Source organism: Ruegeria sp. E1 (assembly GCF_056534225.1).
The window spans coordinates 1-20247 of the sequence record NZ_JBQFPE010000012.1 but is presented as its reverse complement, the minus strand read 5'-3'; the positions used below and the strand labels follow the sequence as shown (position 1 = coordinate 20247).

At 57.3% G+C, this 20247-nt stretch carries 21 protein-coding genes; 11 read left to right on the top strand and 10 right to left on the bottom strand.

Features of this window, described 5'->3' with window-relative positions:
- Positions 1–31 precede the first annotated feature (31 nt).
- Positions 32–1336 (bottom strand): ABC transporter substrate-binding protein, encoded by a 1305-nt coding sequence (locus tag ACR0FG_RS15370; protein ID WP_170712199.1) that lies wholly within the window; start codon positions 1334–1336, stop codon positions 32–34.
- Positions 1337–1431: 95 nt separating this feature from the next.
- On the bottom strand, positions 1432–2457 hold the full coding sequence (locus ACR0FG_RS15365) for a LacI family DNA-binding transcriptional regulator (protein WP_170712201.1): 1026 nt from the start codon (positions 2455–2457) through the stop codon (positions 1432–1434).
- A gap of 113 nt (positions 2458–2570) precedes the next feature.
- Here ACR0FG_RS15365 and xylB point away from each other — a divergent pair, with 113 nt between their 5' ends.
- Positions 2571–4007, top strand: a complete 1437-nt coding sequence (gene xylB, locus ACR0FG_RS15360; RefSeq protein ID WP_480893898.1) for a xylulokinase — start codon at positions 2571–2573, stop codon at positions 4005–4007.
- 66 nt (positions 4008–4073) lie between these two features.
- Here xylB and ACR0FG_RS15355 read toward each other — a convergent pair whose 3' ends face one another.
- Entirely contained in the window at positions 4074–4667 is a 594-nt protein-coding gene (locus tag ACR0FG_RS15355) for a TetR/AcrR family transcriptional regulator (protein WP_480893896.1), read from the bottom strand.
- Positions 4668–4784: 117 nt separating this feature from the next.
- On the opposite strand from ACR0FG_RS15355, the gene ACR0FG_RS15350 reads away from it, so the two are divergent.
- The 7 genes from ACR0FG_RS15350 (at position 4785) to ACR0FG_RS15320 (ending at position 10027) form a co-directional block, all read left to right on the top strand.
- Positions 4785–5162 carry a hypothetical protein gene (locus ACR0FG_RS15350; protein WP_480893895.1) on the top strand — a complete coding sequence of 126 codons (378 nt, stop codon included), beginning with the start codon at positions 4785–4787 and terminating at the stop codon, positions 5160–5162.
- A 13-nt stretch (positions 5163–5175) separates the two neighbouring features.
- Positions 5176–5601: a GFA family protein gene (locus ACR0FG_RS15345; RefSeq protein ID WP_480893894.1), complete on the top strand. Its 426-nt coding sequence runs from the start codon at positions 5176–5178 to the stop codon at positions 5599–5601.
- The gene (locus ACR0FG_RS15340; RefSeq protein WP_480893892.1) at positions 5598–6488 is read left to right on the top strand and encodes a haloalkane dehalogenase; all 891 of its coding nucleotides are present in this window, start codon (positions 5598–5600) and stop codon (positions 6486–6488) included. The genes ACR0FG_RS15345 and ACR0FG_RS15340 overlap by 4 nt, the downstream gene beginning before the upstream one ends.
- Positions 6489–6593: 105 nt before the next feature.
- Positions 6594–7547, top strand: a complete 954-nt coding sequence (locus ACR0FG_RS15335; RefSeq protein WP_480894023.1) for an HlyD family secretion protein — start codon at positions 6594–6596, stop codon at positions 7545–7547.
- Positions 7544–8470: an ABC transporter ATP-binding protein gene (locus ACR0FG_RS15330; protein WP_480893891.1), complete on the top strand. Its 927-nt coding sequence runs from the start codon at positions 7544–7546 to the stop codon at positions 8468–8470. The genes ACR0FG_RS15335 and ACR0FG_RS15330 overlap by 4 nt, the downstream gene beginning before the upstream one ends.
- A complete protein-coding gene (locus tag ACR0FG_RS15325) occupies positions 8467–9612 on the top strand; it encodes an ABC transporter permease (RefSeq protein ID WP_170712215.1) in 1146 nt (381 codons plus the stop codon). Before ACR0FG_RS15330 ends, ACR0FG_RS15325 begins: the two co-directional genes overlap by 4 nt.
- Positions 9613–9784: 172 nt before the next feature.
- Positions 9785–10027, top strand: a complete 243-nt coding sequence (locus ACR0FG_RS15320) for a glycine zipper 2TM domain-containing protein (RefSeq protein WP_480893889.1) — start codon at positions 9785–9787, stop codon at positions 10025–10027.
- A gap of 124 nt (positions 10028–10151) precedes the next feature.
- Here the strand turns inward: ACR0FG_RS15320 and ACR0FG_RS15315 are convergent, their stop codons facing one another.
- Positions 10152–11294, bottom strand: a complete 1143-nt coding sequence (locus tag ACR0FG_RS15315) for a calcium:cation antiporter (RefSeq protein ID WP_480893887.1) — start codon at positions 11292–11294, stop codon at positions 10152–10154.
- A gap of 180 nt (positions 11295–11474) precedes the next feature.
- On the opposite strand from ACR0FG_RS15315, the gene ACR0FG_RS15310 reads away from it, so the two are divergent.
- Positions 11475–12050: a TolB family protein gene (locus tag ACR0FG_RS15310; RefSeq protein ID WP_480893885.1), complete on the top strand. Its 576-nt coding sequence runs from the start codon at positions 11475–11477 to the stop codon at positions 12048–12050.
- A 132-nt stretch (positions 12051–12182) separates the two neighbouring features.
- Positions 12183–13397, top strand: coding sequence for a S9 family peptidase (locus ACR0FG_RS15305; protein ID WP_480893883.1), 1215 nt, complete (start codon positions 12183–12185; stop codon positions 13395–13397).
- Positions 13398–13502: 105 nt separating this feature from the next.
- Here ACR0FG_RS15305 and ACR0FG_RS15300 read toward each other — a convergent pair whose 3' ends face one another.
- From ACR0FG_RS15300 to dctP, 4 genes are all read right to left on the bottom strand, one after another.
- Complete coding sequence (locus ACR0FG_RS15300) at positions 13503–14447, bottom strand: hypothetical protein (protein WP_480893881.1); 945 nt, start codon at positions 14445–14447, stop codon at positions 13503–13505.
- A gap of 135 nt (positions 14448–14582) precedes the next feature.
- The gene (locus tag ACR0FG_RS15295) at positions 14583–15875 is read right to left on the bottom strand and encodes a TRAP transporter large permease (protein ID WP_480893879.1); all 1293 of its coding nucleotides are present in this window, start codon (positions 15873–15875) and stop codon (positions 14583–14585) included.
- A 23-nt stretch (positions 15876–15898) separates the two neighbouring features.
- Positions 15899–16396, bottom strand: coding sequence for a TRAP transporter small permease (locus tag ACR0FG_RS15290; RefSeq protein WP_480894022.1), 498 nt, complete (start codon positions 16394–16396; stop codon positions 15899–15901).
- Between the two features lie 28 nt (positions 16397–16424).
- Positions 16425–17435: a TRAP transporter substrate-binding protein DctP gene (dctP, locus tag ACR0FG_RS15285; protein ID WP_480893877.1), complete on the bottom strand. Its 1011-nt coding sequence runs from the start codon at positions 17433–17435 to the stop codon at positions 16425–16427.
- Positions 17436–17849: 414 nt separating this feature from the next.
- On the opposite strand from dctP, the gene ACR0FG_RS15280 reads away from it, so the two are divergent.
- The gene (locus tag ACR0FG_RS15280) at positions 17850–18818 is read left to right on the top strand and encodes a DUF3137 domain-containing protein (RefSeq protein ID WP_480893875.1); all 969 of its coding nucleotides are present in this window, start codon (positions 17850–17852) and stop codon (positions 18816–18818) included.
- On the opposite strand, the gene ACR0FG_RS15275 is transcribed toward ACR0FG_RS15280, so the two are convergent.
- Together ACR0FG_RS15275 and ACR0FG_RS15270 are read right to left on the bottom strand one after the other, a co-directional pair.
- Positions 18796–19206 carry a hypothetical protein gene (locus ACR0FG_RS15275; protein WP_480893873.1) on the bottom strand — a complete coding sequence of 137 codons (411 nt, stop codon included), beginning with the start codon at positions 19204–19206 and terminating at the stop codon, positions 18796–18798. The two genes, ACR0FG_RS15280 and ACR0FG_RS15275, sit on opposite strands and share 23 nt — an antisense overlap.
- Positions 19207–19366: 160 nt before the next feature.
- Complete coding sequence (locus ACR0FG_RS15270; RefSeq protein WP_480893871.1) at positions 19367–19945, bottom strand: hypothetical protein; 579 nt, start codon at positions 19943–19945, stop codon at positions 19367–19369.
- Between the last annotated feature and the right edge of the window lie 302 nt (positions 19946–20247).

The following is a 20247-nucleotide window of genomic DNA, read 5'->3' as shown; positions in this document are numbered from 1 at the left end:
AGATCGCCTGCCCCCCACTGAGGAGGATGCCTCAGTACCCTGCGGCTTCCATTTCTTCGGCGGTGAAGGCCTGCGCTTTGGCCAGCGCCTCATCCACCGTTTGCTGACCGGCGTAGACCGCCGAGAATTCTTGGCTCACCTGTGTGGCGATGCCTGCGAATTCTGGGATCGCAACAAACTGGATGCCGGTATAGGGCGTCGGTTGCGCGCAGCAATTCTGGGGATCAGCCAGCAGGATTGATTCCAGCGTCATTTTGGCGAACGGAATATCCTTGTAGTTATCGTTCTCATAGAGCGAGGTCCGCGCACCCGGCGGGACGTTTGCCCAGCCTTCGTTTTCGGCCACCAATTCGATGTAGTCCTTCGATGTCGCCCATTCGATGAACTGCTTGGCTGCATCCTCTTGCTGGGTCCCTGCCGGGATCGCCAGCGCCCAGGCCCAGAGCCAGTTTGCGCGCTTGTCGACACCTTCAGCATTTGGAGCCAGTGCAAAGCCGACCTTGTCGGCCACGGTCGAGTCATTGGGGTTGGTCACGAAGGATGCCGCAACCGTGGCGTCGATCCACATGCCGCACTTGCCCTGTTGGAACAGAGACAGGTTTTCGTTGAACCCATTGGTCGCATACCCTGCCGGGCCGGATTCATTCATCATGTCGACGAAGAAGGTCAGCGCCTCTTTCCATTCAGGCTGATCGAACTGAGGTTTCCAGTCCTCATCAAACCAGCGCGCGCCGAACGAATTCGCGGTCACTGTGATAAAGGCTCCGCCCTCACCCCAACCGGCTTTGCCGCGCAGACAGATGCCGTTGATGTCGTTGTCCCGGTCCGTCATGGCCGCAGCCGCTTCGCGGATGAACTGCCAAGTGGGGGCTTCGGGCATCTCCATACCAGCCTGTTCCATCAGGTCGGTGCGATACATGATCATCGAGCTTTCACCGTAGAACGGGGCCGCGTACAGCGTGCCGTCATTGCTCAGGCCGCCAGCCATGGCGGGCAGAAGATCACCAACATCATATTCGGCAGACATGCCATCCAACGGAACCAGCCAACCATTTGCGCCCCAGATCGGCGTTTCGTACATGCCGATAGTCATGATATCGAACTGGCCGCCCTTGGTGGTGATGTCAGTGGTTACGCGCTGACGCAGCACGTTTTCTTCCAGTGTCACCCATTCCACATCAATGCCGGTCGCCTCGGTGAATTTGTCGGTATAGCCCTGCATCCGGATCATGTCGCCGTTGTTCACGGTCGCGATTGTGATGGATTGCGCATGGGCTGCTGCCGTGGCGACGAATGTCAACGCAGTCGCCGCACGAAGTGCGTGTTTCAAATACATCCCTGTCCTCCCTGAGCTTGGATGTCGTGCAGGGAAGGTAGATTAATAATTGTCGCGCAGTCAATATAAACTTTACGCGCGTTAAAATTTGACAGCTACGCCGAGTCTCTCAATACAAGTCGCGCTGGGAACAACGTTTCCGACCGGGTGTCAAATTTCCCCCCGCTTTCAATCAGTTCGAACAGGGTTTCGACACTACGCGCCGCTACATTGTCATAGTCATGCGCCGCCGTTGTCAGGGATGGGCAGGTGAATTTGGCAAAGGGATGATCGTCGTTCGAGGCCACGCGCAACGTGCAATCACCCTTTCGGCCAACCCGAATCCCCTGCTCGTAACAGGCTGCTAGAAAGCCGATGGCCAGCCGGTCATTGCTGCACAGAACCGAATTCGTCCGCAGCCCTTGTTCCGCCAGAACTTTCAGAGCACCCTTATGGCCGATCTCTTCAAACGCCCAACCCTTGCCATCGACCCTGATGATATGAGGCTCAAAGCCCAGGCGTTCCATCACCTCGAAATAGGCCTTTCGGCGTTTGTTCGCGTTTGGGTTCGCAGGTGTCCGCATTTCAAAGAATACAGGCGGTTCGCCCGTGCGGGTCATGTATTCGACGGTTTGCGACACAAAGCTAAAGTTATCCGATCCGACAAAGGCTGCCCCCAAACCATCAAGATTGCTGTCGAATAGAACGGTCGGCACATTGGCACAGAATTTCTCGATCGCTGATCTGTCTGAAATTCGGCCCAAAGGGGCCAAAAGAACACCGGCGGGTTTCATCGATTGCAAGCCGTCCAGAATTTCGTTCTCCAGCTTCTGCTCGCCATGAGAGCTGAAGAGCGATGGGCGATAGCCTGCGGCGATGCAGCTTTGTTCCAGATAGCGTGCGATCTCGGCAAAGAACGGATCCGCCAGATAAGGAACAACAATGCCGATATTCTTTGTGAGTTTCCGGTTCTGGTTCACCGCATATATATTCGGGCGATAATCAAACCGTTCGAGCGCCTCTTCAATGCGCGCCCTTGTTGTCGGGCGAACACTGTCGGGATCGTGAAAATACTTGGACACTGTGGGTCGCGATATCCCGCTGAGGGCTGCGAACTCCTCCATATTCTTTATTTTGGTCATGCCGGTCTGCCTGGGGATCTTCGCCACCTTGATCTTGTCATAGTTTTACATATTCTTTGCGCGCGCTAAAAATCAATAGCTGGACAGGACAACACGCCCTGCGCGGGAGGCAAATGTATCTCGGGATCGACATCGGAACATCAGCAGTCAAGATTGCCTGTGCGGATACGGGCCGAATTCTTGCAACGGCCTCTGTCGGACTCGAAACAAACTCGCCCCGGCCCGGCTGGTCCGAACAACATCCCGATCTGTGGTGGCGGGCGACCTGCGATGCTTTGCAACAGCTGGGCGGACAGATTCCTCTGGCAAATGTAAAATCCGTTGGATTGTCGGGCCAGATGCATGGGGCCGTTCTGTTGGATCGCGATCGGCACCCCATACGTCCGGCAATCTTGTGGAATGACAGCCGCGCGACAGAAGAATGCGATGCGTTGCGGGCGGCTGAACCTCAGATCGGACATATTGCGGGCATTCTTCCCTTACCGGGCTTTACCGCACCCAAGATCGCATGGCTGCTGCGGAACGAACCCGAAAACTATGCCTGCATCGGCCATATTCTACTGCCCAAAGATTATGTCGGCCTACGCCTGCACGGACAGTTTGCGACCGACACGTCCGATGCCGCCGGGACGCTCTGGCTGGATCAGGCTGCGCGCAAATGGCACGCCGACCTTGTCGCGGCCACCGGGGTTTCACCCGACTGGTTGCCGCAGTTATTCAACGGCCACGATGTTGTGGGCACCGTGACCAGGCAGGCTGCGACTGAAACAGGGTTGAAACTCGGCACCCCGGTTGTCGCGGGCGGAGGAGATGCGGCGACCGGAGCGGTCTCTTTGGGGGTCACTGAACCTGGGCGCGGCTTTATCTCTCTTGGAACGTCTGGCCAGTTGTTCGTGGCGGATCAAGCCTATCAACCTAACCCGGATCTCTATGTGCACGCGTTTGCCCATACGCTTCCTGATCGCTGGTATCAGATGGCCGCCATGCTGAACGGAGCGCGGCCCATATCGTGGATAGGCGGTCAACTGGGCCTGACCGCAGCCGAGGTAGTTGCATTGGCCGAAACAGCCAACAGTGATCGGGTTCCGATTTTCCTGCCCTATCTAACAGGCGAACGCAGCCCCCTGGGAGACCCGCATATACGCGCTTGTTTCTATGGCCTTGAGGATTCGACAACGCGTGCCGAGATTTGCCGTTCCGTGGTTGAATCCATTGCATTCTGCTTTGCCGATGCAGTCCAAAGTTTCGGCGACACGATAGATCATCTGCCGGAACTGGCCGCCATCGGTGGAGGCAGCCGGTCGGACTTCTTGCTCGGCCTGATCGCAACGGTCACCGGCAAACCCGTCGTACGGTCAGATGGATCAGACGCGGGCCCGGCTTATGGCGCGGCTTTGCTCGCCGCCTGCGGTGACGGAGCCCTGGCCATTGCCGATCTGGCAGTTCAACCCGACGCGACCGACAGGTTCGAGCCGCACAACCCCGAAGCATTATCCGAACGGCTATCGCGATTTCGCAGGCTTTACGCTGCAATACGCGACCTCGCCTGAACCACGAGCCATCGCAACCCCGTTAGCGACCACCGCCAGAGCGGCTCGAACCTTGTCCCGCGTCACCTACCGACTTTTCCACCCCTTGATCAGTCCAACCGCCGCGTCAGCATAGCTCTGCGGGAACTGGTCAGACGTCCGGGCCTTCATGATGGTGTGAAGCCCCAATAAAAGACCGATCAGCAGTTTTGCGCCTTCATCCGGATCGACATCGGCGCGCAGCTCGCCCTGTGATCTGGCGCGGCTAAGGATTGTTGCAAAGCGACCCTCCAGCGCGGTCAGGTATCTCTCGATTCGGGCGTTCACCTCGGGGTCTGTGCGGTCAAATGAACTGATCGAGTTGAAGGCAAGGCACCCCGCATCCTCGATCTTCGGCATACGATCTGCCGAGGCGATGCTCCGGAACCAGTTGCCGAGGTCTTCCAGCGAACAGGTGTCGGGGTCGGGAAAGTGCCGCGCTTCGGCGTTGTCCAGATAAGTGTCGAGAGTCTTTAGGAAAAACTTCTCTTTCCCGCCATAGGTGGTCTGCAGTGTGAACCGGGTAAGACCTGTCTCATGTTCAAGCTCCCGCGTGCTGGCACCGTGGTAACCCCGCCGCCAGAACAGGTCCAGCGCGCCTGCCACAGCACTGTCGTGATCCGTCTTGCGTTTGCGCGCCACAGAATTCTCCTTGCTTTTTCTATCCATGTGGATAGTTATTAGTTCCTATCCACATGGATAGCAATGCGAGCGGATCACAGCAAATGCCGCGTGCCCCCACTGAAATGGAGACTTGATATGACCGCCATAGACCCGACAACCGGAGCCTCAAAACCCATCATCCTGCGTGTGATCTTCATTCTGAATGCACTGAAAATCCTGCTGGCCTTCGGCTTCTTCGCTGCTTTCAAATATTACGGACTACAGGTCGGGGAGCTGGCCGGCCCGCAAGCCGCCAACCTGATGCTCTATACGATGCTGGGGTACATGGTGACTTTTGCCTGCATCGTGGTGTCCATCCTCAAACGCAGCCTAATCGGTATCCGCGCCTCAATTGCCGTTGATTTTCTGGTCTCGATCCCGGCCACCGCAGTCATCGGCTTTGTCATCGCGATCATCGGCATGGGCCTGACGTTCACCGCATCCGTCCGCGCGTATTTTGCGTATCGCGGCTGAGGTGAGTATTCCGATGGTTCACCCGAACATGATCGACGGGCAATGTATCTGCGGCGCGGTACGCTATCGCGTGCAGGACAACATGGCCGCCTTCAAATTGTGCTATTGCGACTTTTGCCAAAAGGCCTCGGGGTCGGCTCATGTAGCGAATGCCTTCACAACGCCTGATCAGATCGAATGGCTGCAAGGGCAGGATCAACTGACAACTTTCGATGTGCCTAATTCCCAGGTGCGTCGCGTGTTTTGCGAGAGCTGCGGAACAACCTTGCCCTTTGAGACGCAGAACGGGAAGTTTCTGGTTGTTCCCGTTGGCAGCCTGTCGCGCCCGTCCACCGGCCACGTTAACTCAATCGTCGGATGGGCGTCCCGGCCTGCATGGTATGATGAGGCGCTGGCTTTGATCGAAGAAACCCAGAATGCAGAAAGGGCCGCCCAATGAGCAGCACACAGGCGATTTCACCCGACTTCCCGTTTGAATCGAGATATGTCGAGGTGAATGGGCAGCGTATCCACTATGTCGACGAAGGCGAAGGCGCGCCGGTTTTGTTTTTACATGGCAATCCGACCTCTTCCTATCTGTGGCGCAACATCATCCCTTATGCCGCCCGGCAAGGTCGCGCCATCGCGATGGATCTGATCGGTATGGGCAAGTCAGACAAGCCGGATATTCCCTATCGCTTTGTCGACCACGTTCCCTTTTTGGACGGGTTTATCAAGGCGCTCGGGCTGACCAACGTGACGCTCGTGATCCACGACTGGGGTTCAGCATTGGGCTTTCACTATGCGCACCGACACCCAGAGAATATTCGCGGGATCGCCTTCATGGAAGGCGTGGTCCGCCCGATGACATGGGCCGGATTTCCACCTGATTTCCGTGCCGGATTTCGCATGATGCGAACACCCGGTCTGGGATGGGCGATGATCTCGGGACTAAACATGTTCGTCGAGAAAATCCTGCCAAGTGCCATCGTGCGCGACCTGACCCCGCAGGAGATGGAGCATTATCGTGCCCCATTCCCCACCCCGCGTAGCCGCAAACCGCTTCGGGTGTGGCCCTGCGAGATTCCGATCGACGGTACACCGGCGGATGTACATGACATTGTCAGTGGTTACAGCCGTTGGCTGGCCGAGACGCAAACTCCAATGCTGATGTTCTACGCCACACCCGGTGGAACCATCGGGCCAAAAGAGGTCGAGTGGTGTCGCGAGGCTATCAGCAATCTCGAATTGGTGGATTTCGGACAGGGCATTCATTTCCTGCAGGAAGACGACCCTCACCTGATTGGTCAAAAGCTGGAAGATTGGCTGACGCGCCTGCCCGAATGAGCAGGCGGAAGGACGATATATACAAATCGAATTAGCTGATTGTATGCTTCAAAAACCAGCCCGATACGATCAGAGGCCAGTTGCCGGAGAGACGCCTTGCTGAACATGACAATTCCCATACCATTGATTTTGGCGGCCGTGTTTCCCGCCTTTCTGGACCGGTGCTCCGGGTCGGATACAAGCGTTGCCTTGGGCGTTTTGGCGCGCGACCGGGTCGCCCTAACAGCGACGGCCAGCGAAATCGTGGTAGATTTGCCGGTAGCCGAAGGGACTGTTGTCAAGGCCGGGGATACTCTGGTTCAGCTGGATCCGACATTGCAGACAGCCAAGCTCAGCCTGGCGCAGGCTGAACTGGAAAAGGCGCAGGCCACGCTTCTGAAACTGCAGGTGGGCCCGCGCGAGGAAGAGATTGCGATTGCCGAGGCCAAGGTTGCAGGCGCTGTTGCGCGCCTTGCCGATGCCGAGGCCATCTATGACCGAAACGCCAGACTGGTCGAAAACTCGGTCGTGACCGAGGCGCAGGTGGCAAATGATCTGGCCCTGCGCGATTCCGCGCGGGCTGAACTGGCCAGCGCTCAGGAGTCCCTGAAAGAGTTGCAGAACGGCACACGCCCCGAAGACCTTGCGGTTGCCGAGGCCAATGTGCGGGCGGCAGAAGCCTCGGTCGCCGCCGAACAGACCGTGCTGGACGATTTGACGGTCACGGCCACCCGCGACGGTGTGCTGGATTCCTTGCCGTGGAATCTGGGCGAACGCGTGACATCCGGCAGCCCTGTTGCCGTGATGGTCACTGGCCAGACGCCATACGCGCGCGTCTATGTGCCCGAGCCGCATCGCGTCAATCTGAAACCCGGCGACACGCTGGACGTGCGCGTGGACGGGCTGGCTGATCCGCTGGACGGTGTGATCCGCTGGATCAGTGACGACGCGTCGTTCACGCCCTATTACGGGTTGAACGAGGATGACCGCACGCGCCTTGTCTATCTGGCCGAGATCGACCTGCCCAACGCCTCACCGGACCTACCAGCCGGAGTGCCCGTGCAGGTTCCCATGCCATGAGCGATGTGGTCGCCTCGACGAAGGGCTTGACCCGCCGGTTTGGGGAGAACACTGCTGTCAATAATCTGGATTTAGAGATTCACACTGGTCAGATCTACGGGTTTCTGGGCCCCAATGGCTGCGGCAAGACGACGACCATGCGCATGTTGACCGGGTTGCTGACCCCGACGAGCGGAGCCATCGAGGTTCTGGGACGATCCATGCCCGAGGCTGCAGAACCGCTGAAAAATGAGATCGGGTACATGACCCAGATCTTTTCGTACTACCGTGACCTGACAGTGCTGGAAAACCTTCGTTTCGCAGCAGAGATTTATGGCATCCCGGCGAAAATGGCCAAGGATCGGATTGAAGAGTTACTGCAGACCTATGACCTGACATCCAATATTGATCAGCTCAGCGGCAGCATGAGCGGCGGGCAGCGACAGAAACTTGCCCTTGCCGCCACCTTGATGCACCGACCCAAATTATTGTTTCTGGATGAACCGACCTCGGCCGTTGACCCCGAAACCCGTCGGACGTTCTGGGAACAGTTGTTCGATCTGGTCGATCAGGGCGCGACGATGATCGTGTCGACCCATTTCATGGACGAGGCCGAGCGCTGTCACCGGCTGGCGATCCTGCAACATGGGGTTAAAAAGGCCGATGGTTCTCCGCGCCAGTTGATGGATGATCTGCAGGCCGATGTTGTCGAAGTTGAGGGGCCTGATCTGAGAAAGGTCAAACACGCGCTGGACGGTCGACCCAAGATCCTGTCAACCGCACAAGTGGGATCGCGGCTGCGGGTTCTGGTGGACAAATCCGAACCTCAGCCGGTAGACATGCTGCGCGGCCAACTTGCTGCGTTTACCGGCCTGTCCCTGTCCCCGCAACGACCAAATCTGGAAGACGTGTTTGTCAGCGCAACACGGGGGCCGGAACAGTGATCTCACCCCGCCGCATCGCTGCTGTGCTGAAGAAAGAGCTGCTGCAACTGCGGCGGGACAAGATGACATTTGCCATGGTCATCATGATCCCTCTGATCCAGCTGCTGCTGTTTGGCTATGCCATCAACACCAACCTGCGCCATGTGCCTGTGGCACTGGTGGACCAGTCCCGGACCGAGCTGTCCCGTACCTTGGCGCAGGTCGTTCAGGCCACGCAGGTCGTGACCATTACCGAAGAACTGACCACTCCGCGAGAAGCCGAACGCGCGATCACCGAATCCCGCGTGCGGGCCGCGCTGATCATCCCACCGGACGTCAGCCAACGCCTTGCCCGCAGCCCGTCAGTCGGGCTGGGCCTGCCCAACGCGACAGACCAGACCAGCAGCCGACCTGTGGCTCATTGGATCGTCGATGGCTCAGACACAATGGTCGCCAGCGCGATAAAGTCGCTAAGGACGATGCCCCTGAGCGAACTTCTGAGGCAACCACCAAACCGGCAGGTACCCACCTTTGAGGTCACGCTGTATTTCAACCCTGAACAGCGGTCGGCGGTGAATATTGTGCCGGGTCTTGTCGGCGTGATCCTGACCATGACGATGATCCTGTTCACCTCAGCCGCTATCGTGCGGGAACGCGAGCGGGGCAATATGGAGATGCTGATCAACACTCCGATCAAATCGATCGAACTGATGATCGGCAAGATCATCCCCTATATCTTTCTAGGCCTGATACAGGTCGCAATCATCCTCGGCCTCGGGCATGTCCTGTTCGATGTCCCGGTCAACGGTGGCCTGGGTGCTCTGTTGGTCGTGACGCTGCTGTTCATCATCGCCAGCCTGTCGCTGGGGCTGGTGATCTCGACTCTTGCCCAAAACCAACTTCAGTCGATGCAAATGACGATCTTTGTCCTGCTGCCTTCGATCCTGATGTCCGGCTTCATGTTCCCCTTTGACGGGATGCCCAAACCGGTTCAGATCATCGCCCAAGTCCTTCCCGCAACCCATTTCATGGAGATGATCCGGGGCGTCGTTCTGAGGGATGCTTCGCTATTCGACCTACGCTGGGGGCTTCTTTGGATGACTGGTTTTGCGATTTTCGGGCTGCTGGCAGCAACGCTTAGGTTCAAAAAGCGGCTGGGTTAGAGACTCGACAATCATCACCATCTGCCAACTCGGATCAACCCTGTGCCGTGGCCCTTCGGAGGCGCGGCATTCTGTCAGTTTTTGCCGTCGATGGGTTGGAGTGACCGTTGACCGAACCTACATGTCTCACATCAAGAGGTAGTGACATACGAGTAAACGGAAGGAAACCGTCATGAAAAAGATGACAGCAGCGTGCCTGCTCGGTGGCACCTTGGCCCTTGCGGCATGTGGTGCACCGACAACTGCAACCCAGGCGCAAGTACAGCATGACGCCCGTTGCGCTGCAGGTATATTAGGGGGTGCGGCGATTGGCGGCGTAGTTGGAAACCGTTTCGGCGGTGGAACAGGCCAGACGCTTGCAACTGCAGCCGGTGCCGGCCTTGGAATGTATGCAGGCCAATCGGCTTGCAACTGATGGGTTCAATAACGGCGGGTCCTTCTGCAGAACCATAAGGGTTCGTTGGCAAAATTGGGCCGAGACGCGACCGTCCAAAGTTAGTTAAGGCATAGGTCCCCTATTTGCCTAACGCGCCTGCGTCTCAGGGGCTGAAGATCAGCACCACGAAGACGATGAACAAAACGCAGTGGACCGCCCCGTTCAGCACATTTGTGCGCACCCCACCAAAGGTCATGACGCTCATCACCAGTGTCAGAAGCAGCAGCACCATGGAACTGTCGCTCAGGCCAAGCACCGTGTGGGCACCGGTGATCAGGCTTATCGCCAGAACACAAGGAACAGTCAGCCCGATGGTTGCCAAAGCCGAGCCCAGTAACAGATTGACCGAACGTTGCAGGTGATTTGCTCGCGCAGCGGCGAGCGCGGCCAGCCCTTCGGGCGTCAGCACCAGCAGCGCAATGACCACACCGCCGAGGGCCAGAGGCGCCCCGGCCTGAACGATGCCGACATCAACAAGCTTTGCCATCCGCTTGGATAGCAGGACGATCGGAACAAGCGTCAAAAGCAAAAGCAACGTGTGATAGCCGACTGAATGTACCGGGCCGTGCCCGTGATCGTCGATATGCCCGGTCTTGTCCTCGCGTTCCGGCTGCAGAAAATAGCCCTGATGCCGCATTGTCTGAACCGTCAGGAATGCAGCGTAAAGCAGAACGATGATGATCCCGAAAAACGCGGCTTGCGGGACAGAAAAGGTTGGATCATCGGTTGAAACGGTAAATTTCGGCAGGATCAGGCTGAGCACCGCCAACGGAAGCAGAACTGCCATAAAGGCCCGCGCCCCTTGCAGGCTGTAGTCCTGTTCACGATGGCGCAGCGCGCCGATCAACAACGCCAGCCCGACCAGACCGTTGAGCACGATCATCAACACCGCAAACATGGTATCGCGCGCCAGCGTGGGCGCAGCCTCGCCCGTCAGCATGATGGCTGCGATCAGCGAAACCTCGATCCCGATCACAGCCAGCGTCAGGATCAGCGTGCCAAAGGGTTCACCCAGAAGCTCGGCCAGCGCGTCGGCATGACGGACAACTGCAAAGCAGGCCCACATCATGACCGTGAAGATCACCGCAAATAGCAGCCCCGCCAGCCAGAGGTTTGTCAGATCGTACAGCAACCCGTCCGCCCCGAACTGGAATATGCCCAGCGTTACGATAATCAGTGCCGTCGGGATTTCGGCACGCACCCAGCTCAACAGGCCGGGTTTAGGTTTTGCGGGCTGATCTGCCATTGCGCAGGATGAATTTGCCTTTGCTGATAAAATGTTATGCCAGCATATCCGGGTTGAGATGTTCTATCCACCCAAACCTTAGAGTCGATGGAACGGGCCATCTCTGCTAGCTTCGATCCCGACCACAATGAAATGTCCGGTTCGACACGAACCCGCCCCTGAAACCTGACGGAGATCGTTATGGCTTTGTCCCGACTGAGATATGCGCTGGCTTTGGCAGTCGGAATTTCGGCTACTTGGTCCGCACCGGTCTCCCAGGCGCAACAACATTGGACGCCCGAGGCAAGCCTGAAGGTCAAGCGTCTGTCGGACCTGTCCTTTTCACCGGACGGCAAGCACCTGCTCTATGGGATCAACAGTGTCTCGCTGACGGATGACGCCTATCTGATCGAATTCGTTGTATCCGATTTGGCCGGTCAGAATATCAAGACTCTGTTGGCGGCTTCGCCGCATATTTCCGGCGCGCAATGGTCGCCGGATGGTGGACATGTTGCCTATCTCTCATCCGAAACTGGCGCGAACAATATCTGGATTGTGCCAGCCGTGGGCGGCAACGGTCGGCCTGTCACGCACCAAAAGACCGATATTCAAAGTTTCAAATGGTCCCCCGATGGCCGCTCGATCGCGTTTGTGATGGCCGATCCTACCTATGTTGCACCGCCGCTGGATGACGCAGACACCTATGTCAAAAACCATCTGTGGCTGATGCAGCTGGCCGAGGATGGCAAAGCCACCGCGCCAGTGAACCTGACATAGAAGGCCGCGTTTTCGGTCAGTGCGTGGGGCGGAAACTGGGCTTATGACTGGGCCCCGGACAGCACGGCGCTGGTCTTTGCCCATCAGGAACGCCCGGGGCTGGACTATTGGACAAAAGCGCAGCTGTCGATTGTGGAAACCGCCAGCCAAAAGATCACACCAATCGCCCCGGATAATGACAACTGGAAATATTTCCCGCGCTACGCGCCCGATGGCAAGTGGATCGCCTTTATCAACGCCCCCGGAGCGTTTATGTGGTCCTTTCTTTGGGACATCAAACTGTGGCCTACGGACGGTGGCGAGGTGGTCGAACTGCCTGCCTCAAAAAACCGGCTGCCCTTCATCTGGCAATGGGCGCAAGATTCCCAAAGCATCTATTACATCGAAAATGACAGGGTCAGCTATTCCTTCTACCAGATGCCTGTGGATGGGGGCGGTTTCAAAAAGGTGTTTGGCACGCCCGAGGATATTGCGACACCGGGGCTGAACACCTATCTGACCTCGTCTTATGTGCATGTCAGCCCGGACAACGACAAGCTCGCCTTTATCGGCCAGACCTCGGCCGCACCGCCCGAGATCTACCTGAGCGACATTCGGACCTTCGCCCCTCAAAAGATCAGCGGCGTCAACGATGCCTCTCTGGCAATCCCGCTGGGCAAGACCGAACTTGTACAATGGACCTCGCTGGACGGCACTGAGGTCGAGGGCGTCCTGAGCTATCCCGAGACCTATCAGTCCGGCCAGAGCTATCCCCTTGTGGTGCAGCTCCATGGCGGGCCGAACGGGGCCGATTTCAATGAATACCTGCCGCTGATCAAGTTCTTTGCAACTGCCGCCTATACTGCACGGGGTTACTTTGTACTGCGCGTGAACTATCGCGGCACTTTGGGATATGGCCGCACATTCCGTGAGGATCTGATCGGCCATTTCGGCGGGCCTGATTATCAGGACATCATGAGCGGTGTCGATCATGTCATCGACACAGGCCTTGCCGACCCCGAACAGCTTTTTGTCATGGGCCAAAGCAACGGCGGCACCCTGACCAGCTGGATCGTGACCCAGACCGACCGGTTCAAGTCGGCCTGCCCCATCGCAGGTGAGACCGACTATATCAGCCTTGAAGGCACAAACGGGTACTTTCAGACCAGTTGGTATCTTGGCGGCAGCTTCATCGACAATCTGCAGATGTTCCTTGACCGCTCGCCGATCTTTCACGTCAAAAACGTCACCACGCCGATCCTGATTCAGGGCGGGCTGCTGGATGACAATGTGCCCTTCACCCAGTTGCAGGAATTCTACCGCGCGCTGAAGCGCGTTGGCGCGGATGCGCGGATGCGCATCTGGTAGGCTATCGCGGTGCAGATCACGACAGCTATAGCCCCCGGCTATATCTCGACTTGCTGCGATCCTGTCTGGACTGGACCGAGAAACACCGCGCCAAATAGCCCCAACTCATTCCTGCCAGGCATGCCTTGTTTCCAGTGATTTGGTGACGGTGACATAGTCCTGCACCTGCACAAGATCGCGCCCGGGAAGCCAGAACTCATCCAGCACAAATTCGGTAATCTCAACCCGCTGATCGACGCTGAAATCATGAACCTGCGGAAAAAGCATGATCATCCAGACAACCGCCATCAGGTCTTCGAACCGCTCGGGGCGGCACCTGACTGCGCTGCTTCGGGTGGTAAAATACAAGTCCCCACCTCCTGGCAGCGCTTTGACCCGCGCAGGCAGCTCCAACAGGTTCTGCGTATTGCGCGTTCCGCAGAATTTTTCGGCAAAGCGGTTATAAAGCCACGTTGTCGAATAAGGACGCTTGGTCGATGAGGACATAAGAGCCAGATGCAGCCTGCCGGGTGCGCGCAGAACCTGATCGCAAAGGGTCTGCACCAGTCCCGGCCAGTCTTCGGGCTGGCTGTAATAAAGCGCGTGGTGAAGGGTCACCAGATCGAACGGTGCGGCACCCAACCGCGTGTGCAATGTGGCATTGGCTGCCTGCGCATTACGGAAATCCCGAAGATAGTCGCCTTGGACCGTATATACATCGCTCAGCAACAACTGTTCAGCGCGTGTTTTTAACGCCTCAATCGCCGCAGTATCGCAATCATAGAGCCACAGTCCATCATCAGAGAGCGCGTGCAACAGCTGAAACTGCGGCTCTTCGCTTGATCCGATCGAGAGTGTACGAAGCCGCCTATCCGGCACGCATTCCCGCAACAGCGTCCTGACCCCACGCATCAGATCGCGGGCGACATCCGCTTTTTCATCGGTGTGGCACTCCCACAGCTTGACCTGTTCACGCAACTCAAGGCTTGCGGCTTTCAGACCAATCTCGATCAAGTCGTTTCTGGAATGGTCGACGAACTGTCCGCTTTTGATTTGAATGTCGTCATACATGGCAATGCCTCCCAACGGAAACGGGCCGGTACATGCAACCGGATACAGTCCCGCCCCCTCTGAATGTCAGGTGGAAGGCGGCTATGACACTTTGGTTTCCTGGAGGTTAAAATCCATTAACGCAAATGGCCGCCCTCAGAACAACAGGTCTGGCAGGAACAGCGCCAGCGCCGGGAACAGGGTCAGGATCAGGATGGTAAACAGATGGATGAGCCAATAGGGCACGGTTGCAACTGCGACGCGGCCCAGGCTTACCTCGTTATTGGTCAACGCTGTCAGGACCGACAGGTTCAGCCCGACCGGGGGGGTGACCTGTCCGATCTCGATGACGATGGTGATGATAACCCCGATCCAGATCGGGTCGAAACCCAGCCCGGTCAGTAGCGGAAACACCACCGGCAGGGTCATGATCATCAGCGAAAGACCGTCGAAAAAGCAGCCCAACACCAGATAGATCAGCACCACGATCAACAGCACGCTATAGGTGCCCATCCCGCTTTCCGCCACGACCTCTAGGATCTGTTGTGGTACGCCCAGAATGCTGGTCGACTTCGCCAGAATGGTGGCGCCCAGCACCAAAAACCCGACCGAGGCGAACAAGAGGACGGACTGATAGACCGCCTCGACAAGCTTCTTCCAGGTGAGATCGCCCCAAATGGACGAGATAATGACGGCCAGAACCACGCCCACTCCGGCCGCTTCGGTGGGTGTTGCCAATCCACCGACGATGCTGCCGATGACCGCGACGATCAACGCCAGCAACGGCCAAATCTGTTTGAAACCAGCCAGTGTTTCGCGCAGGGGTAACGGGGTCTCATCGCGGGGGGCGATGGCCGGGTTCCTGGTGCTTTTCACGAACAGGTAGGTCATGAACATCAGTCCAACCAGAAAGCCCGGGATAATACCGGCTGCGAACAAGCGACCGATCGAGGTTTCAGTCAGCGCGCCATAGATCAGGAAGGACAGGCTGGGCGGGATCAACAGGCCAAGGGTGCCACCGCCAGCCAGACTGCCGACGATGGTGTCCTTGTCATAACCGCGTTTGGACATCTCGGGGTAAGCGACCGAGCCCACCGCCGCTGCGGTCGACAGGCTGGAACCGCTGACCGCACCGAACAGGGTACAGACAGCGATATTTGTGTGCAGCAACCCGCCAGGGATGCGGCGAAACAGCGGAGAGAATGCAGAATACGCCCGTTCGCTGATGCCGCTGCGTAAAAGCACTTCGCCCAGCAGGATGAACATCGGAACCGCGCTGAGCGTGAACGAGTTAAAGACGCTCCAGATCGCGTCTACGGCCAGCGAGGTCGCCCCGTTCGAGAAAAAATGCAGGATCAGAAGCCCGGTCAGGCCAAGGGCCGCCCCAAGCGCCACGCCGGTACCGGCGGTGGCAACCAGCGCACTTGTCAACGTAAGCCAGAACGACATCTATCGGCCTCTTTCGTGGGGGATCATTCGATGTCCGCTTCGGTGTCGTCCACGCGGTCCAGAACACCGACCAGCCGCGCCACAAAGATGGACATGGTCAGGGCAAGCGAGATCGGCATCAGCGCCATCCATGGCCAAAGCAGGATCCGAGTGGTCTCGGTTTTGAGGCTGCGCTTGAAGGCAAATTCGAACCAGGGGATCGTCTCGACGATCAGCCAGAGGAAAAATGCGATGCCGACCAGAAGGGCTGCGATTTGCATCGCGTCATGCAGCCTGCCTTTCAGCATGTCAGCCAGCAGCGACACGCGGACATGTTTGGCGCGCAGCGTTACCATGGGCAGGCCCAGAAACAGCGAAACACTCAGCAACAGGCCAACAACTTCTTCGGTGATATGCAGCGGTGTGTTGGCAAATTTGCGCATCAAAACGCTGGTCACGATAAGACCAACGATGGCGATCATTCCGAAAGCCGCCGCCGCAGCGCAGGCAAGGGCCAGACGGTCCAGCCCCCGCGCGATCATGTGTTTCACGCTGCGCGTCATCCTTGTGTCAGCGACCCAGAGCGGTCAGGACACGCTGGCGATATTCAGGCGCGTTGCCGCCCGCCTCTTCCGCAAGCTCCGCCCAGATTTCGGTGACGTTGGATACGAACAGATCGCGGTCTTCCTGCGAGAAATCTTCACCCCAGGTCACGCCTTCCTCGCCCAGTTTGTCGCGCGCAGCCAGCTCGCGTTCAAAGTCATCTTCATATTGGTTGGTACGTTTCCACAAGGCATCTGCTGCCGTGGTAATCGCCGCTTTAGTGGCGTCGTCCGTGGCGTCCCATTTATCGGTCGCAACCCCGATCACGTAGGGCCCGGACGCCATCGGATACAGGAACGAGGCATATTTGGCGACTTCCTGCAAAGATACCGTGTGCGCGTAAAGCGCCGGATACAAAGCGCAGTCAACCACGCCGGTTTTCAACGCGACATACATTTCTTCCTGCGGAATGATCTGTGCGGCCACACCAAGACGGGTGAAAGTTTCAACCTGGTCGCGCGCCCAGACACGCAGCTTTTTGGACTTCAGCGCGTCGATCGTGCGCACCGGCTCATCCCGGCAGAAGACCGAAACCGACAGCATCGGAATCGGAACATATCCCACGGACGTGACGCCCCAGTCTGCAAATTCCTCTTCATAGATCTCGCGAACCGTCGGGATCGCTTTCTCGAACTCTTCGATCGACCCGATGGTGCCCTGAACAACAACCGAGCTAAGCGCAGGCGCGTCGCGACCCAGATAGTTCGCCCAGATCAGGCTCATCTCAACTGCACCTTTGGGCAGAAAGCGCAGCGTATCGGTATTTGGCAAGCCCAGAGAGCCGCCACTGTAAAGCTTCAGTTCACTCTCGCCAGCAAGGGCAGTGTTTACATCTTCAACAAAGCGTTCAAGTTCCGCTGATTCCGGGCGGGTTTCGGGCAGGAAATTATTAAACCGCCACTCTTCGGCACCCGCTGATGCAATTCCCGAGACGAAAGCGATCGTGCTCAAAGCGGCAGTTTGGAATATTCTCTTCATAGTGTTCCCTCCGGAAGTGACGAATTTACGTTTCATCGGAATTCTTGCTGATCTTGGACCTAGCTGAACCGCCCGAGACGAATTTATCCTTGGTTTGAGTTAGATAGGTTATGTTGGCACCCCGCCGCATGTAAGCATAGAAAGTGCCGTGCCTGTTGCAAGGTTTACCTCAACTACGACTATCTTGACGATTTCACCGCTGATCTAAACGCACTGGCGCAGTACACAGAGGTGATCCAGACCGCCCAAAATACGATGCAAGGCATCTGTGAAAAATACTGGCTGAGTTTGCACGCACCCATTGGGACAGGGCGCGCCAAGGTCAGAACTGATACAATTGACACATCGCGGGGGATCCCACTGAAGTGTTGCCACTGCTACACTCCGAATTGTGCAACGTTCAAAGACATGAAGATGCCAGAATATAGTTTCGTCGAACAAGCCCCGTATGAGACCGGTTTCTCAGAGGTATATGACCGCCAAATCGCGCCTTTTCTGCGCGACAAGGAACAAGAACGTCAGGCCGCAGTTGCACGCAGTATGATCTGGGTAAAGCTGATCCTTGCGGTGTCCGTGATACTTGCGGCCCTGGCCTCGTTCAAAGTTCACCCGCTGTTGGGGATTTTCCCCTTTGCCTTTGGGGGCGGCGCAGCGCTGATCATCTATTTCGAGCGCGGCAGCAAGGTCGCCGCGGATGTAACGGACTTCGTGCGTCCGATCCTGTGCAGGTTTCTCGGCAACATGGAACTGCACCAAGAGGTCCCTGCCAGGTTCCTGCCCATTAATGAGCTTGTTGATCTGCAAATCCTGCCAAAATCCGAGCGGGTTCGACAAGAATCTGCCATCACCGGCACATGGCGGGATACGGGCTACAAATTGCTCAAGGTTGGTTGCACTGAAAGTTACCGCGACCACGACGACAAACGAAAAACCAGAACCCTGTTTTCCGGCATCGTACTTGAGATCGACTGCCCCGTCGACATGCCACGCACCGTCTTCGTGCATGACTTTGGCGAGACGCTGAACAAGCTCTATTCTTGGGCCTCCAGAAACACCCTTCCGCCCCATCGCTGGGATCTGGGGCTGCAGGACGCAGAGCAGGTGTTTGAGGTCTACACCGACGATCCTGACAAGCTTGCCCAAAACATCAAACCTGAATTCACCTATACGCTTGTGGACATTGCCAAGCAGTATCAGGGCGGCAGGGCCTATTGCGCAGCGGCTTTCTCCGGCAGGCGGTTTTATCTGGCGCTCAGCCTGCCGCATAGTTTCATGGGGTTTAACGTGGGCAACGCGCCGTTGAGCGAGGCAAATGCCAGCATTCACCGGGCTCTGCAGGATCTGATGACACCCCGGCAGATCATCGACGCCCTGCACGGCTGACCGAAGGCGGGGCATCAAAGCTCTGCCGGAACCGGCCCTTATAGCAGCCGAGGATCGCCTTCCCATCTAGAAACAGCGCCCGCAGATGCCCCTGATCAAAGCATTTGCTTCCGGTCGAGAAAGTACCATTTGCAACCTTGCACTCCAGGTCCACTTCGGTTGGCTTTGAGACCGGAATGGCCAGCAACTCGCCTTCCCTCAGCGGGTAGGTCTGCGAGTTTGCGATGAGGTTCATGGACCCACCAGCACAATCCAACACCAGATCTCCGTCATCACCGGGGGCGAATTCCCAAATGGTCGCGCGCTGCGGCTGCTCGCCTGTTGCAGGCTGCGCATCATCAGACTTGACGTTTTGGGAAGAGCTGCAACCGGTGCCAATCAAAGCCATCGGCAATATCAGGCATAACTAGGGATATCGGGTGGGTGTCATTGTCATCTCCGTTTGAAAAGCGGTCTTAGCTGAAGAAAAAACTGCAGCCAGCGCTCTATTCACCGTCGATCCCGACGCGCGTTCGGTTCAGGTTTTGCGGCATGATCGACAGATCGCCTTACACAACGAAGGGTTGAGGCAGACCGTCGACAACGGCGCTGCCCTCCACCCAATCCCGCACCGGTTTGATGTTGTCGAGGCTGATCCTTAGCCAGACCGAATGAGAGAACACCTCGTTGATCCGGACCAGAACATTGTAGTGAGACACACTGGGTCCGCTTTGATTTTTGAAATGAACCTGTTCCGCGGCATGATCGACAACGACCCCTTGTATGACCTTGTCGGGCTGGATCGTGTCCGGCAGCAGCGCGAAGACGTCGCCCGGTTGCAAGTCTTCGACCAAATCCGGATCATGGGCCCAAACCGCCAGCCCTATCATTGCCCCGGCACTGGCCAACACTGCCGCCAGAAACAGGGTTCGGTGCATTTGCCACAGCCAGCTAAATCCGGTTTCAAGGGATTTGTCCGAGCCGGAATTCCACTCTCCCTGATAGTCGATGGACCAACCGATCAGCCCAACAAAGAACAGCCCCAGAAAGGCCAGTGTTATGCAATGGAGAACACCCGCCTTGATCGCAGCCTTGGTGGTGAAAGACTGCCAGCCCAACACATCCTGTGACCGCTGACCGAACCGCAAGGCTTCTCCCACCGCAGGTCGTCAAATCGGTCTGCGAATACGTCGTTATCCTCAAACGTCCCGCCATGTGCCGTGACGGTGTCGCCACCATTGGTCGAAGGATAAAGCCGGTACACCCCATTGTGCAGATCGTGACCGACGACCACTGACAGGTCCGGCTGACCAAAATACCGTGCATGGATCGTCCCGATTGTGTCCGTCACCATCAACAGGTTCCGTTGCAAACTTTCAGCCATTGACGCTTTCGAAATTAACGAGCGAATGACTCGTTTGTCGTATCAAGTCGAAAGCCAGCTTATGAT

Coding starts and splice junctions, on each gene's coding strand:
- ACR0FG_RS15370 (WP_170712199.1), bottom strand. CDS start 1,336: ATGTATTTGAAACACGCACTTCGTGCGGCGACTGCGTTGACATTCGTC.
- ACR0FG_RS15365 (WP_170712201.1), bottom strand. CDS start 2,457: ATGACCAAAATAAAGAATATGGAGGAGTTCGCAGCCCTCAGCGGGATA.
- xylB (WP_480893898.1), top strand. CDS start 2,571: ATGTATCTCGGGATCGACATCGGAACATCAGCAGTCAAGATTGCCTGT.
- ACR0FG_RS15350 (WP_480893895.1), top strand. CDS start 4,785: ATGACCGCCATAGACCCGACAACCGGAGCCTCAAAACCCATCATCCTG.
- ACR0FG_RS15345 (WP_480893894.1), top strand. CDS start 5,176: ATGGTTCACCCGAACATGATCGACGGGCAATGTATCTGCGGCGCGGTA.
- ACR0FG_RS15340 (WP_480893892.1), top strand. CDS start 5,598: ATGAGCAGCACACAGGCGATTTCACCCGACTTCCCGTTTGAATCGAGA.
- ACR0FG_RS15335 (WP_480894023.1), top strand. CDS start 6,594: ATGACAATTCCCATACCATTGATTTTGGCGGCCGTGTTTCCCGCCTTT.
- ACR0FG_RS15330 (WP_480893891.1), top strand. CDS start 7,544: ATGAGCGATGTGGTCGCCTCGACGAAGGGCTTGACCCGCCGGTTTGGG.
- ACR0FG_RS15320 (WP_480893889.1), top strand. CDS start 9,785: ATGAAAAAGATGACAGCAGCGTGCCTGCTCGGTGGCACCTTGGCCCTT.
- ACR0FG_RS15315 (WP_480893887.1), bottom strand. CDS start 11,294: ATGGCAGATCAGCCCGCAAAACCTAAACCCGGCCTGTTGAGCTGGGTG.
- ACR0FG_RS15310 (WP_480893885.1), top strand. CDS start 11,475: ATGGCTTTGTCCCGACTGAGATATGCGCTGGCTTTGGCAGTCGGAATT.
- ACR0FG_RS15300 (WP_480893881.1), bottom strand. CDS start 14,447: ATGTATGACGACATTCAAATCAAAAGCGGACAGTTCGTCGACCATTCC.
- ACR0FG_RS15295 (WP_480893879.1), bottom strand. CDS start 15,875: ATGTCGTTCTGGCTTACGTTGACAAGTGCGCTGGTTGCCACCGCCGGT.
- ACR0FG_RS15290 (WP_480894022.1), bottom strand. CDS start 16,396: ATGATCGCGCGGGGGCTGGACCGTCTGGCCCTTGCCTGCGCTGCGGCG.
- dctP (WP_480893877.1), bottom strand. CDS start 17,435: ATGAAGAGAATATTCCAAACTGCCGCTTTGAGCACGATCGCTTTCGTC.
- ACR0FG_RS15280 (WP_480893875.1), top strand. CDS start 17,850: ATGCCAGAATATAGTTTCGTCGAACAAGCCCCGTATGAGACCGGTTTC.
- ACR0FG_RS15275 (WP_480893873.1), bottom strand. CDS start 19,206: ATGGCTTTGATTGGCACCGGTTGCAGCTCTTCCCAAAACGTCAAGTCT.